This window comes from Curvibacter sp. GW821-FHT01G03 (genome assembly GCF_059422285.1).
In genome coordinates this window covers 32,435-55,422 of record NZ_JBWKWP010000017.1, presented here as the reverse complement: position 1 = coordinate 55,422, position 22,988 = coordinate 32,435, and the positions used below count along the sequence as shown (strand labels likewise).

At 65.9% G+C, this 22,988-nt stretch carries 20 protein-coding genes; 1 reads left to right on the top strand and 19 read right to left on the bottom strand.

Features of this window, described 5'->3' with window-relative positions; all coding sequences use genetic code 11:
• Window positions 1-95: 95 nt before the first annotated feature.
• The 8 genes from AC07VS_RS22385 to AC07VS_RS22350 form a co-directional block, all read right to left on the bottom strand.
• Window positions 96-959: a fumarylacetoacetate hydrolase family protein gene (locus AC07VS_RS22385; RefSeq protein WP_492350294.1), complete on the bottom strand. Its 864-nt coding sequence runs from the start codon at window positions 957-959 to the stop codon at window positions 96-98.
• A 33-nt stretch (window positions 960-992) separates the two neighbouring features.
• Window positions 993-1,748: an SDR family oxidoreductase gene (locus AC07VS_RS22380; RefSeq protein WP_494658382.1), complete on the bottom strand. Its 756-nt coding sequence runs from the start codon at window positions 1,746-1,748 to the stop codon at window positions 993-995.
• A gap of 39 nt (window positions 1,749-1,787) precedes the next feature.
• Window positions 1,788-3,197 (bottom strand): FAD-binding oxidoreductase, encoded by a 1,410-nt coding sequence (locus AC07VS_RS22375; RefSeq protein ID WP_494752050.1) that lies wholly within the window; start codon window positions 3,195-3,197, stop codon window positions 1,788-1,790.
• A 28-nt stretch (window positions 3,198-3,225) separates the two neighbouring features.
• Window positions 3,226-4,506, bottom strand: a complete 1,281-nt coding sequence (locus AC07VS_RS22370; RefSeq protein WP_494658384.1) for a TRAP transporter large permease subunit — start codon at window positions 4,504-4,506, stop codon at window positions 3,226-3,228.
• 47 nt (window positions 4,507-4,553) lie between these two features.
• Window positions 4,554-5,171 carry a TRAP transporter small permease gene (locus AC07VS_RS22365; protein WP_492350298.1) on the bottom strand — a complete coding sequence of 206 codons (618 nt, stop codon included), beginning with the start codon at window positions 5,169-5,171 and terminating at the stop codon, window positions 4,554-4,556.
• Window positions 5,172-5,254: 83 nt separating this feature from the next.
• Window positions 5,255-6,490: a fumarylacetoacetate hydrolase family protein gene (locus AC07VS_RS22360; RefSeq protein ID WP_494752049.1), complete on the bottom strand. Its 1,236-nt coding sequence runs from the start codon at window positions 6,488-6,490 to the stop codon at window positions 5,255-5,257.
• A 19-nt stretch (window positions 6,491-6,509) separates the two neighbouring features.
• Window positions 6,510-8,291: an IlvD/Edd family dehydratase gene (locus AC07VS_RS22355; RefSeq protein ID WP_494752048.1), complete on the bottom strand. Its 1,782-nt coding sequence runs from the start codon at window positions 8,289-8,291 to the stop codon at window positions 6,510-6,512.
• Window positions 8,292-8,375: 84 nt separating this feature from the next.
• Window positions 8,376-9,386 carry a TRAP transporter substrate-binding protein gene (locus tag AC07VS_RS22350; protein ID WP_492350301.1) on the bottom strand — a complete coding sequence of 337 codons (1,011 nt, stop codon included), beginning with the start codon at window positions 9,384-9,386 and terminating at the stop codon, window positions 8,376-8,378.
• Between the two features lie 153 nt (window positions 9,387-9,539).
• Between AC07VS_RS22350 and AC07VS_RS22345 the strand changes: the two genes are divergently transcribed.
• On the top strand, window positions 9,540-10,523 hold the full coding sequence (locus tag AC07VS_RS22345) for a LysR family transcriptional regulator (RefSeq protein WP_494752105.1): 984 nt from the start codon (window positions 9,540-9,542) through the stop codon (window positions 10,521-10,523).
• On the opposite strand, the gene AC07VS_RS22340 is transcribed toward AC07VS_RS22345, so the two are convergent.
• The 11 genes from AC07VS_RS22340 to AC07VS_RS22290 form a co-directional block, all read right to left on the bottom strand.
• The gene (locus AC07VS_RS22340; RefSeq protein WP_494752047.1) at window positions 10,518-11,117 is read right to left on the bottom strand and encodes a hypothetical protein; all 600 of its coding nucleotides are present in this window, start codon (window positions 11,115-11,117) and stop codon (window positions 10,518-10,520) included. The two genes, AC07VS_RS22345 and AC07VS_RS22340, sit on opposite strands and share 6 nt — an antisense overlap.
• The gene (locus tag AC07VS_RS22335; protein ID WP_494752046.1) at window positions 11,114-12,265 is read right to left on the bottom strand and encodes an AAA family ATPase; all 1,152 of its coding nucleotides are present in this window, start codon (window positions 12,263-12,265) and stop codon (window positions 11,114-11,116) included. Before AC07VS_RS22335 ends, AC07VS_RS22340 begins: the two co-directional genes overlap by 4 nt.
• A gap of 106 nt (window positions 12,266-12,371) precedes the next feature.
• The gene (locus tag AC07VS_RS22330; RefSeq protein ID WP_494658388.1) at window positions 12,372-13,616 is read right to left on the bottom strand and encodes a Zn-dependent hydrolase; all 1,245 of its coding nucleotides are present in this window, start codon (window positions 13,614-13,616) and stop codon (window positions 12,372-12,374) included.
• A gap of 40 nt (window positions 13,617-13,656) precedes the next feature.
• A complete protein-coding gene (locus tag AC07VS_RS22325) occupies window positions 13,657-15,129 on the bottom strand; it encodes a M81 family metallopeptidase (protein WP_494752045.1) in 1,473 nt (490 codons plus the stop codon).
• 10 nt (window positions 15,130-15,139) lie between these two features.
• Entirely contained in the window at window positions 15,140-15,841 is a 702-nt protein-coding gene (locus tag AC07VS_RS22320; RefSeq protein WP_494752044.1) for an ABC transporter ATP-binding protein, read from the bottom strand.
• Window positions 15,838-16,608 carry an ABC transporter ATP-binding protein gene (locus AC07VS_RS22315; protein WP_494752043.1) on the bottom strand — a complete coding sequence of 257 codons (771 nt, stop codon included), beginning with the start codon at window positions 16,606-16,608 and terminating at the stop codon, window positions 15,838-15,840. Before AC07VS_RS22315 ends, AC07VS_RS22320 begins: the two co-directional genes overlap by 4 nt.
• A complete protein-coding gene (locus AC07VS_RS22310; RefSeq protein WP_494752104.1) occupies window positions 16,605-17,510 on the bottom strand; it encodes a branched-chain amino acid ABC transporter permease in 906 nt (301 codons plus the stop codon). Before AC07VS_RS22310 ends, AC07VS_RS22315 begins: the two co-directional genes overlap by 4 nt.
• 92 nt (window positions 17,511-17,602) lie before the next feature.
• On the bottom strand, window positions 17,603-18,463 hold the full coding sequence (locus tag AC07VS_RS22305) for a branched-chain amino acid ABC transporter permease (protein ID WP_492349817.1): 861 nt from the start codon (window positions 18,461-18,463) through the stop codon (window positions 17,603-17,605).
• 102 nt (window positions 18,464-18,565) lie between these two features.
• A complete protein-coding gene (locus tag AC07VS_RS22300) occupies window positions 18,566-19,777 on the bottom strand; it encodes an ABC transporter substrate-binding protein (protein WP_494752042.1) in 1,212 nt (403 codons plus the stop codon).
• Between the two features lie 196 nt (window positions 19,778-19,973).
• Window positions 19,974-20,711 (bottom strand): response regulator transcription factor, encoded by a 738-nt coding sequence (locus AC07VS_RS22295; RefSeq protein ID WP_494752041.1) that lies wholly within the window; start codon window positions 20,709-20,711, stop codon window positions 19,974-19,976.
• Between the two features lie 211 nt (window positions 20,712-20,922).
• Window positions 20,923-22,938, bottom strand: a complete 2,016-nt coding sequence (locus tag AC07VS_RS22290) for a cache domain-containing sensor histidine kinase (RefSeq protein WP_494752040.1) — start codon at window positions 22,936-22,938, stop codon at window positions 20,923-20,925.
• Between the last annotated feature and the right edge of the window lie 50 nt (window positions 22,939-22,988).

The following is a 22,988-nucleotide window of genomic DNA, read 5'->3' as shown; positions in this document are numbered from 1 at the left end:
TCTGGAAACTGCAAATCTGATCGTCTGGACGCCATAAATTCGCCCATCGGTCTCTATTTGACCATGAACGGACAAGGGGCAGGCGCCCCCGCCCTTCAACCGTCGATCAGCGCCGGATCCCAGGCAAACACCGTCTGCTGCTGCGTGCCGAGTTTCTCGATGCCCAGCGTCATCACATCCCCCGGACGCAGGAACTGCGGGGCCGGCTTTTTGCCCATGCCCACGCCGGGTGGGGTGCCGGTGGTGATCAGGTCGCCGGGCTCCAGGGTCATGAAGCGGCTCAGGTAGCTGACCAACTGGGCCACGGTGAAGATCATGGTGCGGGTGTGGCCGGTCTGCTGGCGCTGGCCGTTCACATCCAGCCACAGGGCCAGGTCTTGCGGATCGCCCACCTCGTCGGCACTGACCAGCCAGGGGCCGATGGGGCCGAAGGTGTCACAGCCCTTGCCCTTGTCCCAGGTGCCGCCGCGCTCCAGTTGGTATTCGCGCTCGGAGATGTCGTTGATGGTGCAGTAGCCGGCCACATGCTTCAGTGCATCCGCTTCGCTGACGTAGCGGGCGCGGCTGCCGATCACCACGCCCAGTTCCACCTCCCAGTCGGTCTTGACCGAGCCCTGGGGCAGCACCACGGGGTGGTGGCAGCCCACCGCGCTGTCCACGGTCTTGGTGAAGACAATGGGCTCTTGCGGGATGGGCATGTTGGCTTCGGCCGCGTGGTCGGCGTAGTTGAGGCCGATGGCGATGAACTTGCGCATGCCGGTCCAGGGCACGGCCAGGCGGCCTTGGGGCACCACGGGCAGGGTGTTGGGATCGAGGCTGGCGAGTGCGGCCATGCCGGTGGGCGACAAGGTGGCCGGGCCGATGTCGGCCAGCACCGCGCTGAGGTCACGCACGGTGCCGTCGCTGTGCAGCAGGCCGGGTTTCTCTTGGCCTTTGGGGCCGTGGCGAAGCAATTTCATGAACAGGGTTCCGCGTGAAGGGTGAAAGAAAGCTCAGTTCGACCAGCCGCCATCGATGACCTGGGCGGTGCCGGTGGTGAAGGACGATTCGTCACTGGCCAGGTAGACCGCCAGGGCCGCGATCTCTTCGGCCCGGCCCAACCGGCCCAGGGGCTGGCGTTCCACAAAGCCGGCCTCGACCTGGGCCAGCGACTGGCCGCTGGCCTGCGCCTGGGCCTGAATGCGCTCCTGCAGTGAAGGCGACATCACGGTGCCGGGGCAGATCGCATTGCAGCGGATGCCCTGGCCCACGAAATCGGCCGCCACCGACTTGGTCAGCCCCACCACGGCGGCCTTGGTGGTGCCATAGACAAAGCGGCGCGGCGCGCCCTTGATGCTGCCGGCCACCGACGACACATTGATGATGGAACCCCGCCCCTGCGCCAGCATGCCGGGCAGGAAGGCGCGGATGGTGCGCCATTGCGAGCGCACGTTGAGGTCAAACGCAAAGTCCCACTCTTCATCGGTGCAGTCCAGCAGGGTGCCGGCGTGCACAAAGCCTGCCCCGTTGAACAGCACGTCCACCGGGCCCAGCTCGGCCGCGGCGGCCTGCACGGCCTCGCTTCGGGTCACGTCCAGCACGCGGGTGATGCAGCCGGTCTGCTGCTGCAGCGAGGTCAGGGCCTCGGGGTTGATGTCGGTGGCGATCACACGGGCGCCCTCGGCAGCGAAGGCCACGGCGGTGGCGCGGCCGATGCCCTGGCCGGCGGCGGTCAGAAAGGCGGTCTTGCCTGCAAGTCGTTGGGTCATGGGGGACAGATCCTCGGGTTGGATGGAGGGGGGCCGGGTTCAGATCACCTTGCCGGGGTTGAGCAGGCCTTGTGGGTCCAGGGCCTGTTTGAGGGATTGCATCAGGGCGATTTCGGCCGGGCTGCGCGCGTGGCCCAGCCAGGCGCGCTTGAGCGTACCGATGCCGTGCTCGGCCGACACCGTGCCGCCGTACTCGCGCACCAGCCCATAGACAATGCCGTCGACCAGGCTCTTGGGCTGTTCGGCCACGCCCGCCTGGTGCACGATGATGTGCAGGTTGCCATCACCCACATGCCCGTAGAACAGGGTGCAGGCGTTGGGAATGCGCGCCTGCAAAGCCTGGCGGCAGCGGCTCACGTAGTCGTCCATGCGGGCCACGGGCAGGCCGACGTCGAAGGCCAGATGGTGGGGCAGTTGGGGGTGCAACTCGCCCGTGGCGTCACGCACGGCCCAGAAAGCCTTCACATCGGCCAACGACTGGGCCAGGGCCGCATTGGGCAGCACGCCGGTCTCCATCAGGCCGGCCAGCCAGGCCTCGAAGCGTGGCGCGTCGTGGGCTTCATCGGTGCCCAGGGCTTCGACCAGCACATAGGCGCCGTGCGGGCTGTTGTCGCCCTGCAGGGGGTTGCGCACCCCAGGCACCCGGGTGGTGGCGAACTGCCAGTACTCGGGCCACATCACCTCGAAAGCCGAGAGCAACGGCCCCAGGTTCTGGCGCGCCGAGTTCAGCAAGGTGAGCACCCCGGCGTAGTCGCGCACCGCGCACATCGCCACCAGGGTGGAGGCCGGCTTGGGGTACAGGCGCAGCACCACGCGGGTGATCACCCCCAGCGTGCCTTCGCTGCCGATGAACAGGTGCTTGAGGTCAAAGCCTGCGTTGTTCTTGATCATCTTGTTGAGGCTGGTGATCACCGTGCCATCGGCCAGCACCACCTCCAGGCCCAGCACCATCTCGCGTGCCATGCCGTAGCGGATCACGCGGTTGCCGCCGGCATTGGTGGCCAGGTTGCCGCCGATGCTGCACGAGCCGCGGGCCCCCAGGTCCAGCGGGCAAAAAAAGCCCGCCTCGGCCGCCGCCTGCTGCACCACCTCCAGCGGGGTGCCCGCCCGCACCGTGAGGGTGGCCGCGGCCGGATCGATCTCCTCGATGCCCACCAGGCGCTCCAGCGACAGTGCGATCTGCGATCCGCTGGCCCGGGCGCCGCCGCACAGGCCGGTCAGGCCACCCTGCGGGACCACGGCCACCCCATGCTGGCGGCACAGGCGCAGCGCGGCCGCCACACCCGCGGTGTCGGCCGGTCGCAGCACGGCCAGGGGTCGACTGGGTTGCAGGCCGCTGTAGTCGTTGTGATTGCGCTCTGGCGCCTCGGCACCAACCAGCACGGCCTGGGGCCCCAGTTCGGCCTGCAGGGCGGCCATCAGGGCCGGGGGAAGGGTTGCTGCGGTCATGACCATCTCCATCAGCGGGGTCATGGCCTCAGGCGGTGAACCAGCGCAGCGGCGCCAGCACGGTCTGGGGGAAAGCCACCATGATGAACATCACCACAAACTCGGCCACCATGAAGGGCCAGACCCCGCGGGTCACCTCGTCCATCTTCATGCGCCCTACCCCGGCCACCACGTTCAGGATGGTGCCCACCGGCGGGGTGATCAGGCCGATCGAGTTGTTGATGATGAACAGCACGCCAAAGTAGATCGGGTCGATGCCGGCGGCCTTGATCACGGGCATCAGCACCGGGGTCATGATCAGGATGGTGGGGGTCATGTCCATCGCCGTGCCGACCAGCATCACCAGCACCATGATGGCCACCAGCAGCAGGGTCTGGTTGCCCATGAAGGGCTTGAGCAGCTCGACCATCTGGGTGGGCAGGTTGGCCACCGTGATCAGCCACGACGACACCATGGCCGCCGCCACCAGGAACATCACCACCGAGGTGGTCTTGGCCGCCGTGGTGAAGATGGGCAGCAGCGCCGACAGGGGCAGCTCGCGGTAGATGACCGTGGCCACGAACAGCGAGTACACCGCCGCCACCACGGCCGCCTCGGTGGGCGTGAACACGCCCATGCGCAGGCCCACCAGGATGAACACCGGCAGCGTCAGCGCCCAGACCGACTCGCGTGCGGCGCGCCAGATCTCGGCCTGGGTCTTCTTCTCGGGCAGGGCCAGTTGCTCCTTGCGGCCCACCCACCACCAGGTGAGGGCCAGGCCGGCCCCGATCATGATGCCGGGGAAGATGCCCGCGATGAACAGCTTGCTGATCGACACGTTGGCGGCCACGCCGAAGATCACAAAGCCGATGCTGGGGGGGATGATGGGGCCGATCACCCCTGAGGCAGCGATCAGGCCGCCCGACACTTCTTTCTTGTGCCCGGCCTTGACCATCATGGGCAGCAGCAGCGCCGTCAGGGCCGCCGCATCGGCCACCGCCGAGCCGGACAGGGACGACAGCAGGCAGGCCGCCAGGATCACCACGTAGCCCAGCCCCCCCTTCACATGCCCCACCAGGGCCAGCGCGAAGTTCACGATGCGCTGGGACAGCCCCCCCACGTTCATGATCTCGCCCGCCAGCATGAAGAAGGGCACGGCCAGCAGCGGAAAGCTGTCGGCCCCGTTGATGAAGTTCTGCGCCAGGATCTGGGCGTCGAACAGGTCCAGCTGCCACATCAGGCCCACGCCACTGGCCAGCAGGGCGTAGGCAATCGGAATGCCCAGGGCCATGGCGCCCACCAGGCCGCCCAGAAAAATCAATACGGTCATGTTTCAGTCTCCGGTGTTGTTCTTGGTCTCGTCTGCATCGCGCCGGCTCAGCGGCCCGCGTGCGGCAGGGGCTTGTCGCCCAGGGGGGAGTGGCTGGCGCCGTGGCCGGCCGCGTTCTCACGCGCCAGCTCGGCCTGCAGGGCCTCCAGCTCGCCCTGCTCCTCGGATTCCTTGATCATCACCAGCTCGGCCTCGCTGAGCTGGCCGGTCAGCACGCGCAGCAGCTGCAGCACGATGAGGCCGGCTGCACACACCGAGAACACCACCCCAGAGGCATAGAAGATGGCCGTGGACGCACCGGTGACCGGGGCTTCCACGTCCCAATTGATCACGGTCTGCTGCCAGCTGCCCTGAAAAAACAGCCAGGTGATGTAGAGCATCAGCACCTGCCCCAGCACCATGCAGACCTTCTTGCCCGCCACCGGCAGTCGCGAGACCAGCATGTCGGTGCCCAGGTGGGCGTTCTCCTTGATGGCGCTGACGGCGCCCAGGAAGGTGATCCAGACGAAGAGCCAGCGCGACAGCTCTTCGCTGATGGCAATGCCCGAATTGAAGGCGTAACGCAGCACCACGTTGCCGAACACCAGCACCACCATGACGGCCAGGGCCAGCGCGATGAGCAGGTTGATGAACCGGCAGTACCGGTCGATGAGGGTATTGAGCATGTTGTTGTCTCCTTCGGTGGCTGGGCCACCATGGCGGTTTTTGAGTTCAATCGTCTCGTCTGGCCAGCTTCACAGCGCCCAACTCACAGCGCCCCGCCCTGCAGCAAACCGCGGGCGGCCAGGTTGGCGATGAAGGCACGCAGGCCGAAGCGCCAGGGGGCGGCGCTTTCGCTGTGCGTCACGCGGTTGTGCAGCGCCCCCAGCCAGCGGCTCTGGATGGTGACCACATCGCCCAGCTTGTGGGTGAACCCCCCGCCCGGCTGGTCCCGGTCTTCGATGGGGGCAAACAGGGTGCCCAGGAACAGCATGAAGCCGTCGGGGTACTGGTGGGCGGCCAGGGTCTGGGCCACCAGATCGACCGGATCGCGGCTGATGCTGGCCATGGTGTTGATGCCACGCAGCTCAAAGCCATCGGGCCCGGCCACGCGCAGGTTCACGGTCTCCTGGCGCACCTGGTCCAGGCCGAATCCGGCATCGAACAGTCGGATGAAGGGCCCGATGGCACAGGAGGCGTTGTTGTCCTTGGCCTTGCCCAGCAACAACGCGCTGCGGCCTTCGATGTCGCGCAGATTGACGTCGTTGCCCAGTGTGGCGCCCACGATGTCGCCCCGGCTGTTGACGGCCAGGACCACCTCGGGCTCGGGGTTGTTCCAGGCCGAATCGGCGCGGATGCCGATGTCCTCGCCCGTGCCCACCGAGGCCAGTACCGGGGCCTTGGTGAACACCTCGGCGTCGGGGCCGATGCCCACCTCCAGGTACTGCGACCACAGGCCTTTGTCCTGCAGCAGGGCCTTGAGGGCCATGGCCTGCTCCGAACCGGGCCGGATGTCGGCCAGGCTCTCGCCGATCAGGCCCACCACCTGGCTGCGCAGGCCCTGGGCGCGGCTGGCGTCACCGCGGGCCTGCTCTTCGATCACGCGCTCGATCAGGCTGGCGGCAAAGGTCACACCGGCCGCCTTGATCACCTGCAGATCGCACGGGGCCAGCAACCAGGGCCCCTGGCTGTCACGGGCACCAAGCTGGCTGTTGCCCAGCAGGTCGGCCACGCTGCACACCCGCTGACCGGGTGCCTCGCGCACGGCCTGGGCAGGGTTGGGCGCATCGAGCAAGGTGCTCATGGTGGGAAAGCGCCGGCTCAGGTCGAACACGCCCTCGGGGCGCAATGCCACCACGGCCGGGCCAGGCAGTTCGCCTGGGAGGGTGGCGGGGCGCCAGATGCGCCCCACCAGGGTGCCGGCCAGGCCGTCGTCGGGAAGAATCTGGGCGTGCGTGACCGCACCGTCCACCGCAGCTGCGGTGGACGTTGTGTTGGAACTCATGGCGGAATCCTTGAAAACGTCAGTGGTTGTGGCGCGGGGTGTGCTCGGAGATCCGGCGGTAGTCCAACGCAAAATCCAGCGTGGCACCGTCCACGAGTTGGCCGGTCTTCTCGCGGTACAGCGCCTCCCAGGGCGACTGGCTGCGGGGCACAGGCGGCGGGGGTAGCTCGCGGCGGCGGCGCTCGATCTCTTCGGGTGCCACCAGGGCATCGCAGCGACCGGTGTTGAGGTCGATGCGCAGCCTGTCGCCGCTTTGCAGCCAGCTCAAGCCACCGCCCACCGCGCTCTCGGGCGAGACATTGAGGATGGACGGGCTGTCGGCCGTGCCAGATTGGCGTCCGTCGCCCAAGGTGGGCAGGGTGTTGATGCCGCGCCGGATCAGGGCATCGGGCGGCTGCATGTTGACCACCTCGGCCGAGCCAGGCCAGCCGATGGGGCCGGCACCACGCATCACCAGGATGCAGCCCTCGTCGATGTCGAGGGCGGGGTCGTTGATGCGCGCGTGGTAATCGTCAGCCCCCTCGAACACCACGGCGCGGGCCTCGAACACGCCCTCCTGCCTGGGCTGGTTCAGGTAGCGCTGACGGAAGGCCTCAGAGATCACCGAGGTCTTGAGGATGCCGAAATCAAACAGATTGCCCGCCAGCACCAGGAAACCAGCCTTCTGCATCAAAGGTTGGGCGAAGGGGTAGATCACCTCGCGGTCGCGTGTTTCGCGGCCTTGCAGGTTGGTGGCGATGTTTTGGCCGCTCACACTCAGGCAATCGCCATTCAGGCGGCCGGCCTGCAACAGCTCCCACATCAGGGCCGGCACCCCGCCGGCACGAAAGAAGCGCTCGCCCAGAAACTGGCCTGCAGGCTGCATATTGAGCAGCAGCGGCAGGTCATAGGCGTGCTGGGTCCAGTCCTGGGCATGCAATTCGACACCGGCGTGCCGCGCCATGGCCATGATGTGCACCTGGGCGTTGCTGGAGCCGCCTGCCGCGCTGACCACTGCCAGCGCGTTGAGGAAGCTCTCGCGGCTCAGGATGCGTGACGGGCGCAGGTCCTCATAGGCCATCTCGACGATGCGCCGCCCGGTCTCGTAGGCCATCTGGCCGCGTTCGCGGTAAGGCGCCGGGATGGCGGCGCACCCTGGCAGCGACAGGCCCAGGGCCTCGGCCACCGCATTCATGGTGGAGGCCGTGCCCATGGTGTTGCAATGGCCGGCCGACGGGGCACTGCTGCAGGCGCGCTGCAGAAACTCTTCTTCATCGATCTCACCGGCGGCCAGTTGGCGGCGGCTGCGCCAGATCACGGTGCCCGAGCCCACCAGCTCGCCGTCGTGCCAACCGTCGAGCATGGGGCCACCCGACAGCACGATGGCGGGAATGTCCACGGTGGAGGCGGCCATGATGCCGGCCGGCGTGGTCTTGTCGCAGCCGGTGGTCAGCACCACGGCATCGATGGGGTAACCGTACAGGGTCTCGACCAGCCCCAGGTAGGCCAGGTTGCGGTCCAACGCAGCCGTGGGGCGGCGACAGTTCTCGAAGATCGGGTGCACCGGGAACTCCATCGGGATGCCGCCGGCATCGCGAATGCCGTCACGTACCCGCTTGGCCAGATCCAGGTGGATGCGGTTGCAGGGCGACAGATCGCTGCCGGTCTGGGCGATGCCGATGATGGGGCGGCCCGAGCGCAACTCTTCGGGCGTGAGCCCGTAGTTCATGAAGCGTTCAAGGTAGAGCGCGGTCATGTCCGAGCGTTCGGGGTCGGCAAACCACTCACGCGAGCGGAAGGGGCGCTGGGGCTTTTTGTCCATGGCGTACAGCAAGAAATAGAGACGAAACACCGGGGCCCGGCGCCAGGCTCAGCCCGCGCACCGGCCCCGACAAGGGATGGCGCCTTACTTGGCGGTGCCGCGCACCTTGGCCAGTTCTGCGTTGAGTTCGCCCGTGGTCTCTTCACCAAACTCCTTGGCGTACTTGGCCAGCACCGGCTGCAATTTGGTGCGCATCTTGGCCTGCTCGGCCGCCGGCAGCTCGGTCACCTGCATGCCCACCTTCTTGAGCTCGCCCAGGGCCTTGTCGCCAAAGGCGCGGATGGTCTTGCGCTCGTACAGCGTGGCCTCGCGGGCAGCGTCCTGCACGATCTTCTGCTCTTGCGCCGAAAGGCCGTCCCAGGTCTTCTTGGACATCAGCAGGGCCCAGGTGCTGTACATGTGGCGCGACAGCACCATGTGCTTCTGCACTTCGTAGAACTTGCTCGACAGGATGGTGGCCGAAGGGTTCTCCTGCCCATCCACCGCGGCCTGTTCCATGGCCGAATACAGCTCGGTGAAAGGCATGGGCGTGGCGTTGGCGCCGAGGGCGCTGAAGGTGTCAAGGAACAGCGGGCTCTGGATCACGCGCAGCTTCAGCCCCACCAGGTCATCGGCCTTGGTGATGGGCCGGCGCGAATTGGTCACGTGGCGAAAGCCGTTCTCCCAATAGCCCAGTCCCACCAGGCCTTTTTCAGGCAGCTTGGCGAGCAGCTTCTGGCCAAAGGGGCCATCCAGCACGGCATCGGCCTCTTGCTCATTGTTGAAGGTCAGGGGCAGGTTCAGCACACCGAAGGGCTTGATCAGCGACATCAGGGTGGAGGTGTCGGGCACCGTCATCTCGAGGGTGCCGCCGCGCAGCGCCGAGGTCATGCTGACATCGTTGCCCAGCGAGCCGCTGGCATAGAGCTTGGCCACCAGCTTGCCGCCGCTCTTGGCCGACAACTGCTCGGCAAAGTACTTGACCGCCAGGGCCTGGGGGTGGTCTTCGTTGAGGCCGATGCCCACCTTGAACACGTGGTCCTTGATCTGGGCCGAGACCGGGGCGGCCAGAGCGGCCAGGATCGTGGCCGCCAGGGCCAGGGCTTTGAATTGCATGAATGTCTCCGAATTTGGAATGTCTGGACCACGGCGGATCAGGCCACCGGCAGCAAGGAATCTCTGATGGATCCTCTCGATGCAGGCGAGAGATTAGGTAGTCAAGGCCCCTGGGTCCACTGACTTTTTTGCTAGCATCCATTCCAAATGCTGATGAGTCCAGACCCGATTTCGGGTAAACCCCTATCGCTGGCCCAGGCCTGTGCCCGCCTGCGCTTTCGCCATCTGCAGTTTCTGGACATCCTGGGCCAGACCCGCAACCTGCGCCTGACGGCCGAGCAGATGCACATCACCCAGCCCGCAGCCACCAAGATCCTGATGGACATCGAAGAGATCCTGGAAGCGCGCCTGTTCGAACGCCTGTCGCGCGGCATGCGGCCCAACGAACTGGGCCTGTTCACGCTGCGCTATGCCGCCAGCGCGCTGGCCGGGCACCGCAAGTTTGTGGATGAATTCAATGCCCTCAAACAGGGCGGTCATGGCCACCTGTCGATCGGCGCGATCACGGGCTCGGCAGCCCATGTGCTGATCGCCTCGGTGGCCGAGATTCAGCGCCTGCGCCCCCTGCTGGTGCTGAAGGTGCTGGAGCAAAGCAGCGACCAGTTGGTGGTGTGGCTGGCCGAGCGCAAGATCGACCTGATGATCGGTCGCTTCACCGATGAATCGCAGCGCAGCCAGTTCCACTACGAGCGCCTTTCGGATGAGCCGCTGCAAGTGGTGGGTGGCCTGCATCACCCGCTGCGGGGCGCGCGTGAGCTGGACATGGCCGAGCTGTCGCACTGGCCCTGGATTCTCTACCCCGCCTCCACCGCAGTGCGCAAAGTGTCGGACGACATCTTCGGCCGCAACGGCCTCGCCCTGACCTCAGGGGTGGTGGAAACGCCCTCTTTCCTGTTTGCACTGGAGATGATGCAGACCACCGACATGCTGTCGCTGCAGCCCACCGCCTTGGTCAAGCGCTACATCGACAAAGGCCTGCTGGCCCGCATCCCCGTCGACCTGCCCGACCGCATGCCCGACTACGGCATGCTGACCCGCCTGGGCGAGACCCCCACGCCGGCGACGCTGGCCTTCATGGCGGTGTTGCGGCAGATGGCTGTGCCGGCTGGCCATGGCAGACCTGCCTCGGATTCATGAAACGCTCTGGCGCAAATGCTGCAAGCGCTGGCGTGTTCGTGCCAAGCTAGGAGAACGTTCAGCCGCTCGCTCTGCACACCATGCTGTTCTAACCCAATCACACAACAAGGTGTTGTAGCCAATCCCCTGACTGGCCATAGCGCCCTTTTCCTTCACCAAGTCCTGACGCACCCGACGGGGGGCCTGTTTGGCCAAGCTCAACAAATGTGCTTTGGGGTCAGGTAATTCATCAGGGGCAGGGGGGAATTTGCCGCTGGATCCGATCAATTGGCGCATTCCCTCATGGTCAGCAAGCAACCAGGATTCGACTTCTCGCACAGCGATGCGCATCCATAGCTTGGGCGGTATCGGATCTGTTCCCAGCCAATTCTGACGCATGGCCACAGGACAGGCCAATTGATCCAGATCGGTCAACAAAAGAACATACCGTCTCCTGGCAAGCTCTTTCCAGCTGGCAACTTTGGATCGCAGATAACCGAATCCGCTTCGCCCCAATAATTGAACATCCTGGGCAGGAATGCCGACCTCGCCCAACAATCGAAGGCCAACCGCTTCACTGAGGACATCCTCAGTCACCAAGGAAAGGACCGTCACTGCCACAGCCCCAGTTGATCAACATGAGTCGGGCGGGTCTTGGGCAGCACGACTTCTGCCACCGAAAAGCCCGCCTCCATGGCATCCGCCTCGTCGTTGCCCAGCGTTCGGCCTGTCGTCCCTTGAGACCCCGTTTCCAGCAGGACCACACCGCGCCCGTCAATGCCAGGATTGCTCAACAAGGCTTCACTGTGGGTGCTGAGCACGATCTGTCTTCTGTTTTTGCGATCACGCTGCAAACGCTGAAGGATGAGAGGGATTTCCTTGACGATGGCGTCATTCAGAGAAATCTCCGGCTCTTCAAGCAACAACAGAGATGAGCCATCCAGCAAGGACCACAGCAAGCCCAGGAGGCGCAGAGTACCGTCTGAAAAATGCTCTTCATTCTGCCAACCTGCATTCGGCCGATGATGGGCATACAGAGCCTGCAAATGGGGGTGTCCCAACTCGTCCTTGACGAACCTCAATTCTTCAAACTGAGGAACGGCCAGCTTCAAGGCTTTGCCAATCTTGATCAACCGGGCGGTCCGTGTCCTTTCCGGTGTTCTGGCTACGCGCTCAAGAAATCCCTGACCAAAGGGATCATCTTCAATTCGTTGACCACCCAGTTTCTCCGAATATTTCAGTAACTGCGGCACCAGATGGAGGTAAGTGATCGCACCAAAAAAATCCGGCAATTCACGGAAATCACTGTTGGCAGCAATTTGCTCCAGCCGGGTCTGTGTCAACAACATCGGATCGCTCTGGTCATTCCGATCCGGGCGGCTGAACAGAAGTGTATGACCACGCCATACCTCCTCTTTGGAAATCAAGATTCGCTGAGCACCTTTGCCCTCAGGTTTGAAACCAAGGCTGTAACGCCACTCAGAAGGTGCATCCGGGGAAGAGGCCAGCTCAATCTCAATTCGCACCTCCGGATCACGCCGCGCGTGAAGACAACGCAGTTTGCTGATACCACCTCGATCTGCCACGGCAGTTTGCAATCCCCCGCCCTTGGGCTTGCTCACGTCACGAAGGAAGCGCAACGCATCCAATAAATTAGATTTACCAGATGCATTGGGACCCAACAGATACGTAACGTCCCGCAAAGGAATGTCCAATTCCCGGAAATTGCGCCAATTCTTGAGTTTGATTCGGGTGACCAGCATGTCCAGATCCTCGACGGCAATTCACCCGCACTGTGCGGGGTGAAGCCGTCGAACGAGACTGTACACGCCCTGCAAGAAGAATTCAGTTATGAAAACAGTCGCCCCTTCAGCCCGCCCGCTCCAGCATGGCCTGCAGCAGCACGTTGCAGCCGGCGGTGATGTGCTCGGGCTTGGCGTCTTCGATCTCGTTGTGGCTGATGCCATCTTTGCAGGGGATGAAGATCATGCCCGTGGGCGCCAGCTTGGCCATGTAGACGGCATCGTGGCCCGCGCCTGACACGGCGGGCATGTGGCTGTAGCCCAGGCGCTCGGCGGCGCGCTGCACCGCGTTGACACAGTCGGCGTGGAAGGGCTGGGCCGGGTAGTGCGACACCAGTTCGACCTCGATCTTGAGCCCGGTCTCGGCGGCCACCTGGGCCGCGTAGGCGCGGATGTCGGCGTCCATCTGGTCAACCAGGGCGTCGGTGCTGTTGCGCAGGTCCATCGAGAACTTGACCCGGCCCGGGATCACGTTGCGGCTGTTGGGGTGCACGTTGACCATGCCCACGGTGCCACGCCCGTGCGGAGCGTAGCGGTTGCCGATGGCCACCACCTCTTGCATCACGCGGGTAGCGACCTGCAACGCGTCCTTGCGCAGGCCCATGGGGGTGGGGCCGGCGTGGGCTTCCATGCCGGTCACGGTGCAGTCGTACCAGCGGATGCCCAGCACCGCGCTGACCACGCCGATGGTCTTGTCGTGGTCCTCCAGCACCGGGCCCTGCTCGATGTGGGTCTCAAAGTAGGCGCCGATGGGGTGCTGGCCCGGCACTTGGTCCCCGATGTAGCCGATGCGGGCCAACTCGTCCTTGACGCTCTTGCCCTCGGTGTCGGTGGCGGCGTAGGCGTGTTCCAGGGTGAAGGCGCCGGCGAACACGCCCGAGCCCATCATCACGGGCACGAAGCGCGAGCCCTCTTCGTTGGTCCAGAAGGCGACCTCGATCGGGGCCTCGGTCTGGATGCCGTGGTCGTTCAAGGTGCGCACCACCTCCAGGCCGGCCAGCACGCCGTAGTTGCCGTCGAACTTGCCGCCGGTCGGCTGGGTGTCGATGTGGCTGCCGGTCATGACGGGGGGCAGGCTGTTGTTGCGACCGGGGCGGCGCATGAAGACGTTGCCGATCTGGTCGACGGTGATGCTCAGGCCGGCGTCGCGGGCCCAGCCCACGACCAGGTCACGGCCCTGGCGGTCGAGCTCGGTCAGGGCCAGACGGCACACGCCGCCCTTGTCGGTGCCGCCGATGCGGGCCAGGGTCATCAGGCTGTCCCACAGGCGTTCGCCGTTGATGCGCAGGGTTTGGGGGTTGGCAGTGGTCATGGTGAAAGAAGATGGGTTTTGAATCGTGCAGTGCAGGCTCTTAGACCGCATCGAGCGGGAACACCGGCCGCTTCACGTGCCGGAACGGGAACAGACTGAAATCGGAGCTGGTCACGCCCGGGCTGTCGCATTCGACCAGGCCGGCCGACAGGGGCACAAACACGGGGCGGCAGTACATGCGCGACTTCAGCAGCAGAAAACGGGCCAGCAGCGGATCCAGCCCGACGCAGCTGAACACCCCGAGGTCCCAGGGCTCGTGCGGGGTTTCGGTGACGACGATCTGCGTGCTGCCGGTGTCCAGCCACACGGTGCGGCCCATGTGGCAGCGCTGGCCAGTGTAGATCGGGCCGCTGACCGTGTAGCTGCCATCGCTGATGGCGCGCACCCGGCCTTGCACCAGCACGGGGGTCTTGAGCAGGCCCAGGCCGGCCAGCGACACCTTGTTGCCCAGCGGCACGCTGAGCTCTGCCCCCTCGCCGGCCGCGATCAGAGCGGCCACCGCCTCGGGGTCGCACAAAGGCCCCACGGTGATGCCACTCAAGCCTTGGGCCCAGGCGGCCTGCAGCACGTCCAGGGTGTCGCAGCTGCCGCCCGACATGCAGTTGTCGCCATGGTCGAGCAGCAGCACGGGCCGGGTGGCCCCCTGGGCCAGGGCCTGGGCCCGCTGCAGCGAATCGGCCAGGGGCTCGCTGTCATAGATGAAACCCTGGCGCTGGGCCCAGATCTGATCGGCCAGCGCATCGAGTGCCTGCTGGCCCTGGGCCTCGCCCTCGGCATCGAGCCGCACCGTGGCCACCACGCTGACGCAGGGCGCCGCAATGTCGGCCAGCGAGAAGCCCGCAAACACGGTCATGGCCGGCAGGCCCTGGGCCTCCAGGGCCTTGGCGCGCTCCACCGCCTGGGCCATGGCGCCGCCCAGCGTGGTGCTGCGCAGGGTGTGGCTCATCAGCGGCAGGGGGCGCCAGCGCACGCCGTAGCGCGGCCCGCCCTTCAGCATGGAGAGCAACAACCGGGCCACATGGGCACCGGTCTCGTACATGTCGATGTGCGGGTAGGTCTTGAAGCCCACCATCACGTCGGCGTTGTCCACCATGCGCTCGGTGATGTTGCCGTGAAGGTCCAGCGCCACGCCAATGGGCACGCCGGGGGCGGCGGCACGCACCCTGGCCAGCAGATCGCCTTCGCCGTCAGCACTGTTTTCGGCCACCATGGCGCCGTGCAGGTCGAGCAGGATGGCGTCGCAGCCCGGGGCGGCAGCCACGATGCGGTCACACAGCTCGGTATAGGCCTGGGCCTGCACCGGCCCGCTGGGGTTGGCCGTGGCCGAGACCGGGGTGATGCACCCGGCGCCCAAGGCCTGGGCGGCGTCCAGGAACGCAGCCATCGCGGTGCGCATGCCCTGCTGGGCCTGGAGCGCCTCAGCCCCAAAGGTGGGGGCAAACGCCGCCAGGGGCGTGGGCACAGGCGAGAAGGTGTTGGTCTCGTGGTTGAGTCGGGCAATCAGCAGTTTCATCAAAGAGTCCTCATGCAAGACCCACGCCGAGGTAACGGTCCTTGACCTCGGTGTCGGCCAGAAAAGTGATGTTGTCGGCCTCGTAGACGATGCGCCCCTGCTCCAGGATCAGGTGGCGGTCGGCCAGTTGGGTGCAGACCTCGAGGTTTTGCTCCACCAGCAGGATGGACACGCCCTCGGCCTTGATCACCTTGAGCTGGGCCACGATCTCTTCGACGATGACGGGGGCCAGGCCCTCCACCGGCTCATCAAGCATCAGCAGCTTGGGGTCGTTCATCAAGGCCCGGCCGATGGCCAGCATCTGCTGCTCACCGCCCGACAACTGGGCCCCGCCGTTCTTGCGGCGCTCCTTCAGGCGCGGAAAGATGCGATAGATGTCCTGCAACTGCCAGGGTGAGTGGCGGCGCTGCCCCAACAGCAGATTCTCCTCGACCGTCAGCAGCTTGAAGATGCCGCGGTGCTCGGGCACCAGACAGGCCCCCTGCCGGGCGATGGCATGCGGGGCCAGGCCCTGCAGCTCGTGCCCGTAAAGGCGCACCGTGCCCTGGCTGGGCCGCAGCACGCCGACGATGGTCTTCAGCGTGGTGGTCTTGCCGGCCCCATTGCGGCCCAGCAGGGTGACCAGTTCGCCGCTGTTCACATGCAGGCTCACGCCCTGCAGCACATGGCTTTTGCCATAGTGGGCGTGCACCTCGTTGAGCGAAAGAATCATGCCTTGCCTCCGGTGATCATGTTGCCCAGGTAGGCCGCGCGCACGCGGTCGTCGCTGCGGATGTCGTGTGGCAGGCCTTCGGCCAGCACCCTGCCGGCCTGCATCACGGTGACGGTGTCGGAGATGTCCATCACGATGTTCATGTTGTGCTCGATCAGCACCACGGTGTGCTCATCGCGCAGGCTCTGGATCAGGTGCTTCATCTCCTCGAGGTCGTCGATGCCCATGCCCGAGGTGGGCTCGTCCAGAAAGATCGCCTTGGGCCGGGCCGCCAGCGCCATGCCCACCTCAAGGCGACGCTGCTGGCCATGCGACAGGTTGCCTGCCGGCGTGTCGGCCAGTCCTTGCAGCCCCACCCGCGCCAGCACGCGGTCCACCACCTCGGCCAGCGCCCTGGGGCCCACCGGGGCCTGCCAGCCATTGAAGGCGGCACGCGGCGCCACGCCCTGGGCCGCCAGGCGCAGGTTTTCGCGCACCGGCAGACTCAGGAACAGGCTGGTGACCTGGAACGAGCGGGCCATGCCTCGCTGTACGCGACGGTGGTCGGGCTCCCGGGTCACATCGTGGCCGTCGAACACAATGCGCCCGGCGCTGACCGATTTGGTACCCGTCAACAGGTGGAACAGCGTGGTCTTTCCCGCGCCATTGGGCCCGATGACCGAGTGCACGGTATGCGCCCGCACCTTGAGGTTGACGCCCCCCAGGGCAGCAAACTTGCCATAGTGTTTTTCGAGGCCACTGGCCTCCAGCAGAATCGGGGCGCTCATGCCTGCTCTCCTTGGCGGGACAGCCGCCTCCAAATGCTTTCGGCCAGGCCCCACAGCCCGCGCTGCATCCACAGACTGACGGCCATCAGGATCAGGCCCAGAACCAGCAGCCAGCGCGGCCACAGGGCCGACAGCCAGTCGCCCAGCAACAGGTAGAAGGCCGAGCCCAGCACCGAGGCCAGCAAGTTGCCGGTGCCACCGATCACGGTCATCACCAGGATCATCTCGCTGGTGTGGTGTTCGGCATTCGACAGTGGTGCCAAGCCTGTCATCATGGCGTGCAGGGCCCCAGCCAGACCGGTCACGGCGCCCGAGATCACAAAAGCCTGCAGCTTGAGCAGCTTCAGGGGGTAGCCGATGGCGCCCGCGCGCTCTTCGTTGTCTCGCACGGCCAGCAGCGTGCGGCCGAAGATCGACTGCGACACCTTGAGCAGGGCCCAGAACACCAACATGAAGAGCGCCGCCACAAAGCCATAGAACTGCCAGGGCGTGACCAGGCTCCACAGGGGCATGCCCATCAGCGTGACGCTGGGACGCGGGATGTCCATCAGGCCGTTGTCGCCCCCGGTGAGGCCGGTGGCGGTGTAGGCGATGAAATAGAACATCTGCGAGAAGGCCAGCGTGAGCATCACGAAATAGGTGCCCTTCTGCCGGATCGACACCCAGCCCACCACGGCCGCCCCCAGGGCGCCCACGGCCATGGCCAGCACCAGGGCCAGCGGCATGGGCAGGGTCCAGCGGGTCAGCGTGAGGGCCACCGTGTAGCTGCCCAGGCCAAAAAAGATGCCCTGGCCGAACGAAAGCAGGCCGGTGTAGCCCAGCAGCAGATTGCAGCCCATGGCGGCCAGGCCGAAGATCAGCACCTCACTGGCCAGTGAACCCGAATGCATGAGCAGCGGCATGGCCGCCACCACGGCCAGGGCCAGCCAGAACTGCAGCAGGGGCCCGCGAAGGCGCGGCCATGAGGATGGGGTTTGCTTCTTGCTCATCTCACTCACTCCTTGCGGCCCAGCAGGCCATGCGGACGCAGCAACAGCACCGCGGCCATGGCGATGTAGATCATCAGACGCGCCCCTTCGGGCCAGACCGTGCTCATCAGGCTTTGCACGACACCGATCAAAAGCCCCCCCAACAGCGCACCGCTGAAGCTGCCCATACCGCCCACCACCACGACCACAAAGGCCACCGAGAGCGCTTCGATGCCCATGAAAGGCTCGGCCCCCCGGATCGGTGCCGCCAGCACCCCGGCCAGCGCCGCCGTGGCGGCCCCCAGGCCGAACACCAGGCTGAAGATGCGATGCACATTGATGCCGAGCAGCGAGACCATCTCGGTCGACTCACTGCCGGCGCGCACGGCACTGCCCAGCCGCGTGCCCTCCAGCACCCACCACAGCAGCACGGCCAGCGCGGCGGTGAAACCGATCACGAACAGCCGGTACTTGGGGTAGACAAAGCTTCCCCACATGACCACGCCCTGCAGGGCGTCGGGCACCGCCACGCTGTCGCCCAGGGGGCCCCATTGCAGGATCACCAGTTCCTGCACGGCCAGGGCCAGGCCGACGGTGACCAGGATGTGGAACTCATGGGCCTTGGCATACACATGGCGCAGCACCACCTTCTCGGTGAGCCAGCCCAGGGCCCCCACCAGCAGCGGTGCGGCCAGCAGGGTGAGCCAGTAGCTCACGCCCCAGCGCGTCATCTGGTAGCAGGCATAGGCGCCAATCAGGTAGAAGGCGCCGTGGGCAAAGTTGACGAAACGCAGCAGTCCAAACACGATGGACAAGCCCACGGCCAACAGGAAGTACAGCATGCCGATGCCGACCCCGTTGATGATCTGAAGCAGGTAGATGTTCATGCGTTGATCAGGTTGAAAGACAGGTCCGCAGGTCCGCCCGCGGCCCCAGGGGGCACGCGTTGCGGGCGGCGGAGAAGGGGGAGCGCGCGTGCGGCGGGGGGATCAGGCCCGCTTGCAGCCGGTCTTGTCGACCGGCAGGAAGGACTTGCCGGCGCTGAGCACGTCGACGTAGTCGTCCTTGTTCTTCATCTGGGCCTTGGCCTTGCCCTTGAGCAGGTAATAGTTCTTGAGCACCTGGTGGTCGGCCTTGCGCACTTCCTCTTCACCGGTGAGGCCGGCGTACTTGAGGCCCTCCAGCGCGGCCACCACGGCCTTGGGCTCGACCGTGCCGGCCTTCAGGATGCCGTCGATCATCAGCTTGGTGCAGATGTAGGAGCCCGCCAGGCTGTAGTTGGGGTTGATCTTGAGCTTGTCGTTGCTGCGCTTGACCAGATCGCGGTTGAGCTCGGAGTCGACGGTGTGCCAATACTGGGCGCCGAAATAAATGCCTTCGCACAGGTCGGCACCGAGTGACTCGAACTGCTCCAGGCCCGAGGCCCAGGCCACCAGGATGGTCATGTTCTTGTGCATGCCGAAGCTGATCGCCTGGCGCAGTGTGTCGGCACACTGAGCACCGAAGTTGAGCAGCAACAGCACGTCAGGCTTGGCGGCCATCGCGTTGGTGATGTAGCCGCTGAACTCCTTCTCGGCGAGCGAGTGGTAGCTGTTGCCCACGTGCTCGATGCCTTTCTCCTTGAAGATGTTCTTGGCCGCCGACAGCAGGCCGTCTCCAAACACGTACTGCGGCGTGATGGTGTACCAGCGCTTGGCCTTGGGCATCAGGTCGGTCAAGGGACGCACGGTCTGCTCGATGGCGCCATACGTGGGCACTGACCAGCGGAAGGTGGCCGCATTGCAGTCCTGGCCGGTGATCTCGTCGGCACCCGCGGTGGTCACGAAGATGCCGCCGGCCTTCTCGGCCTCTTTGCCCATGGCCAGGGCCTCGCCCGACAGAATGCCGCCGGCAAAGAAGCGTGTGCCCTGCTGCTGGGCCGATTCCTGCACTTTGCGCACGGCGGTGGCCGGCTTGCCCTCGGTGTCCAGCACGGTGTAGGCCAGCGGCCGCTTGAGCACCGAGCCATATTGCTCGATGGCCAGGCGCATGCCCAGGTCGGCAAACTTGCCGTTGGCGGCAAACGCCCCAGACATGGGCACCGGGCAGGCAAACTGGATCGGGCCATTGGCGGCCTGGGCCAGCGCGCTGCGACCGGCCAGCCCCAGGGAGGCAGACAGGGCGCTGAGGGCGGAGACTTGCAGAATTTGGCGACGTTGCATGAGGGGGCTCCTGGATCGGTGCGTGGACTGAATGGGGTGAAGCCGACGGAGCCGGTACCGGCCTGCAGGGCCGGTCCGTCTCTCGCTGCTGCATTCAGTGTTGCCCGGTCGGGGGCTTCGTGCGCTTTCCAAAACTTTCATTTGGATTCAGCGCGACCTGGGGAAAGCCCTAAAAAGCTCCCTGCCCCAAAGGGGTTCAGACCAGCTCGCCCACCCGCACCGACACGGTGAACGCGTACCCGATCTGGTGCAGGGTCTTGATGGGCAAGGCCTCGCCCAGGGCCTCGGTGGCTTTTTTGCGCAGGCGAGTCACCAGCAGGTTCAGGCGCTCGCTGCCGTTCTGGGCCCGAGCACCGAACAGCTTGTCGCTGAGGTCGCGCTTGGACACCGGTTGCCCCTGGGCCTGCACCAGGTGCTGCACGAACAGGAACTCGTGCGTGGTGAGGGCGAGGCTGCGGCCTTCGGGCGAGCACAGCACCCAGTCCTTCAGGGCCAGCGACCAGCTGCGCGGCAGGGCCTGCTCCGGCCGCTCGGGTGGGCTGCTCGCGGCGCTTGCCCGGGGTTGCAAACGGCTGGCCGTGGCGTCGATGTTGGCCGCCAGCTCCAGCAGGTTGACGGGTTTGACCAGGTAACGATCGGCCCCGGCACGCATGCCAGCCAGGCGGTCACCCAGGGCATCGCGCGCACTGAGGATGATCACCCCCACCTCGGGTCGCGCCTTGAGCAGGCCGGCCACCGACAGGCCATCGTCGCCGGGCAGACCGATGTCGAGCAGCACCACGTCAACGGGGTCGCTCATGAACTTTTTGTAAAAGGCCTCGGCACTGCCCACGCCCCAGGCCCGGTAGCCCGAGTCGAGCAGGAATTCTTCGATGCTGTGCAGCTGGTCGGCGTCGTCTTCGACGATGGCAATGCGGGGTTTGGAGTGGCTCATGTTGCGCTGATGGGGACAAGCCCGCCGGGCAGATTGACAAGGCAAAGGCCCTGCCCCGGCGGATGACGGCCCAGATGCCGGTCGCGGTCGGGGCTCAGGCCAGGGCAAGCGATTTTCGAGCCAGCCCCCGGCCTCTTGCCTTGGCTGCTGATGTTGTAACAGGCATCGCAGGGCTTGCTGCGCGGGGTTTTCCCGGGGCTTGGAAGTGACTTCAGACCGGGTGAATGGCCGACCCGGGTCCAAATGGCAGCTCGATCACGAAGCGGCTGCCCTGGGGCTGGCGGGCCTCCAGCCAGACCCGTCCGCCATGCAGTTGCGCGATGCGCCGGACCAGGGCCAGGCCCAGGCCGGCGCCAGGCTTGCCCTCGGCGCCGCGGCCACGGCGGTATTTGTCGAACACCACCTCGGCCTCTTCCGGGGGGATGCCGGGGCCCGCATCGTCGACCGCCAGGCACAGGCGATCGCCCTGCCGCCAGGCATGCAAGGCCACCGGCGCCCCCTCGGGCGAGTACTTGAAGGCGTTGGACACCAGGTTCATCAGCATGATGCGCAGCAACACTTGGTCGCCATGCAACGCAGGCAGGCCCGACCCGACCTGCATCTGCAAGGGGTGGCCGGGCGACAGCTGCAAGCCGTTGTCAAGCACCCAGGCCATCAGACCGGGGACGTCAATGGGGGTGGGCTCCAGCACGAAGCTCTCGCTGTCGATGCGGTCCTGCGTGAGGCAGTTGTCAAAAAAGTAGTTGAGGCGAATGGCCCCGCGCAGGATTCGCTCGGCCTGGGCCAGCTGGGTGGGCGAATCCTTGGCACGCAGGCACATCAGCTGCGCCGTGGTGTGGATGACGGCCAGCGGTGAACGCACCTCATGCGACAGCATGGCGATGAAATGGCGCTGGTCGGTCAGGGTCTGCTCGATGGCCTGCAGGGCCTCCTTCAGCTCACGCGTGCGCAAGGTGACGGTCTGCTCCAGGTCCTGGGCGTGCTCCTGCAGGTGGCGAGCCATGTAGCGCATGGCGTCTGACAGGGCACCCAGCTCGCGGATCGGGCTGGGCGCCGGCGCGCTGGCATGCCATTCGCCGCGGGTCAGACGCCCGGCCCAGTGCCCCAGGCGGGCCAGCGGGCGCACCACGCGGTTGGCCACATGCACCGAGAACAGCAGGGCCGCCAGCATCACGGCCAGGGTCAGGTACAAGGTGTTGTGCAACACGCCGCGCAGCGGGGTGTTGAAGCGGCTCTCGGGCAAGATCACGCCCAAGGTGAGGCTGGGCCCGTTGTGCAGTGGCTGGGTCCACCAACGGGCCAGATGCTGGGTAGAGCCCACATCGATGAAGCGGTTGCCCTCGGGCTGGCCGCTGGCCCGGATGGCACGGCCCACGGCCTTCAACACCGGGTCGGCACTGTCTTCGGCCTTGCGCGCCTGCAGCCCGTCGGCGGGCAGGCCGGGCTCGGGCGTGGACGAAGCCAGCAGGGCCCCATGCTCATCGGCCAGGAAGGCCTGGCCGCCAGACTCACGGGCCACCCGGGCCAGGAACTCGTTGATCTGCGACAGCGCCACATCGGCCGTGACCACGCCCACCAGGGCGCCCTGTCGGTCGCGCACCGGGGCCGATACCCCCATTCCGATGGCGGCATAGGCGCCCTGGGCATCGTTGATCAGGTAGCGGTAAGGAGCGTACCAGGCCAGGCCGTCGCGGGCCAGCGCCGACTGGAACCAGGGCCGGGTGCGGGCGTCGTAGGCGATCTCGCTGCGCGAAACAGGCACCAGGGCCCGGCTGGCCTCGTCCAGGCGCAGTACCTCCATGGCACGGCCATCGGCGATGCGCGCACGCAGCAGTTGCAAGGGGCGGTTGGCCCCGATGGGGGGCCGGCTGCCAGCGTAGTACTGGCCATCGGCCAAGCCCATCGAGATGAAGGTGAGCTGGGGCTGCTGGTCGATCTGCAGCAGAAACTGCCGCATCAAGGCCTCGGGCTGGGCATACAGCAGTTGGCCGGCCCGGGCCTGCTCGACGTTGAAGGTGACCACCCGCATGGGCACGTCGAAAAAACTGACGATCTTCTCGCGCACGCGGCTGGACACCTCGTCGGCCAGTTGCTGCGCGAACTCCTCACGCGCACTCAGGGCTGAGCGGTAGAAAAACCAGCCGCTGGCCACCACGATGGGCAACAGCACCAGCAGCAAGGCCAGGATCAGAAAGGTGCGGAAGGCAATGCGGCTGCGAAGGGACATGGCGCGAAAGTCAGGGCGCGAAGAACAGGGCGCAACAAGGCGTCGGACGC

What these genes read in the sequence shown, in the direction of transcription:
- AC07VS_RS22385 (WP_492350294.1), bottom strand. Translation starts at nt 959, where the DNA reads ATGAAATTGCTTCGCCACGGCCCCAAAGGCCAAGAGAAACCCGGCCTG.
- AC07VS_RS22380 (WP_494658382.1), bottom strand. Translation starts at nt 1,748, where the DNA reads ATGACCCAACGACTTGCAGGCAAGACCGCCTTTCTGACCGCCGCCGGC.
- AC07VS_RS22375 (WP_494752050.1), bottom strand. Translation starts at nt 3,197, where the DNA reads ATGACCGCAGCAACCCTTCCCCCGGCCCTGATGGCCGCCCTGCAGGCC.
- AC07VS_RS22370 (WP_494658384.1), bottom strand. Translation starts at nt 4,506, where the DNA reads ATGACCGTATTGATTTTTCTGGGCGGCCTGGTGGGCGCCATGGCCCTG.
- AC07VS_RS22365 (WP_492350298.1), bottom strand. Translation starts at nt 5,171, where the DNA reads ATGCTCAATACCCTCATCGACCGGTACTGCCGGTTCATCAACCTGCTC.
- AC07VS_RS22360 (WP_494752049.1), bottom strand. Translation starts at nt 6,490, where the DNA reads ATGAGTTCCAACACAACGTCCACCGCAGCTGCGGTGGACGGTGCGGTC.
- AC07VS_RS22355 (WP_494752048.1), bottom strand. Translation starts at nt 8,291, where the DNA reads ATGGACAAAAAGCCCCAGCGCCCCTTCCGCTCGCGTGAGTGGTTTGCC.
- AC07VS_RS22350 (WP_492350301.1), bottom strand. Translation starts at nt 9,386, where the DNA reads ATGCAATTCAAAGCCCTGGCCCTGGCGGCCACGATCCTGGCCGCTCTG.
- AC07VS_RS22345 (WP_494752105.1), top strand. Translation starts at nt 9,540, where the DNA reads ATGAGTCCAGACCCGATTTCGGGTAAACCCCTATCGCTGGCCCAGGCC.
- AC07VS_RS22335 (WP_494752046.1), bottom strand. Translation starts at nt 12,265, where the DNA reads ATGCTGGTCACCCGAATCAAACTCAAGAATTGGCGCAATTTCCGGGAA.
- AC07VS_RS22330 (WP_494658388.1), bottom strand. Translation starts at nt 13,616, where the DNA reads ATGACCACTGCCAACCCCCAAACCCTGCGCATCAACGGCGAACGCCTG.
- AC07VS_RS22325 (WP_494752045.1), bottom strand. Translation starts at nt 15,129, where the DNA reads ATGAAACTGCTGATTGCCCGACTCAACCACGAGACCAACACCTTCTCG.
- AC07VS_RS22320 (WP_494752044.1), bottom strand. Translation starts at nt 15,841, where the DNA reads ATGATTCTTTCGCTCAACGAGGTGCACGCCCACTATGGCAAAAGCCAT.
- AC07VS_RS22315 (WP_494752043.1), bottom strand. Translation starts at nt 16,608, where the DNA reads ATGAGCGCCCCGATTCTGCTGGAGGCCAGTGGCCTCGAAAAACACTAT.
- AC07VS_RS22310 (WP_494752104.1), bottom strand. Translation starts at nt 17,510, where the DNA reads ATGCCGCTGCTCATGCATTCGGGTTCACTGGCCAGTGAGGTGCTGATC.
- AC07VS_RS22305 (WP_492349817.1), bottom strand. Translation starts at nt 18,463, where the DNA reads ATGAACATCTACCTGCTTCAGATCATCAACGGGGTCGGCATCGGCATG.
- AC07VS_RS22300 (WP_494752042.1), bottom strand. Translation starts at nt 19,777, where the DNA reads ATGCAACGTCGCCAAATTCTGCAAGTCTCCGCCCTCAGCGCCCTGTCT.
- AC07VS_RS22295 (WP_494752041.1), bottom strand. Translation starts at nt 20,711, where the DNA reads ATGAGCCACTCCAAACCCCGCATTGCCATCGTCGAAGACGACGCCGAC.
- AC07VS_RS22290 (WP_494752040.1), bottom strand. Translation starts at nt 22,938, where the DNA reads ATGTCCCTTCGCAGCCGCATTGCCTTCCGCACCTTTCTGATCCTGGCC.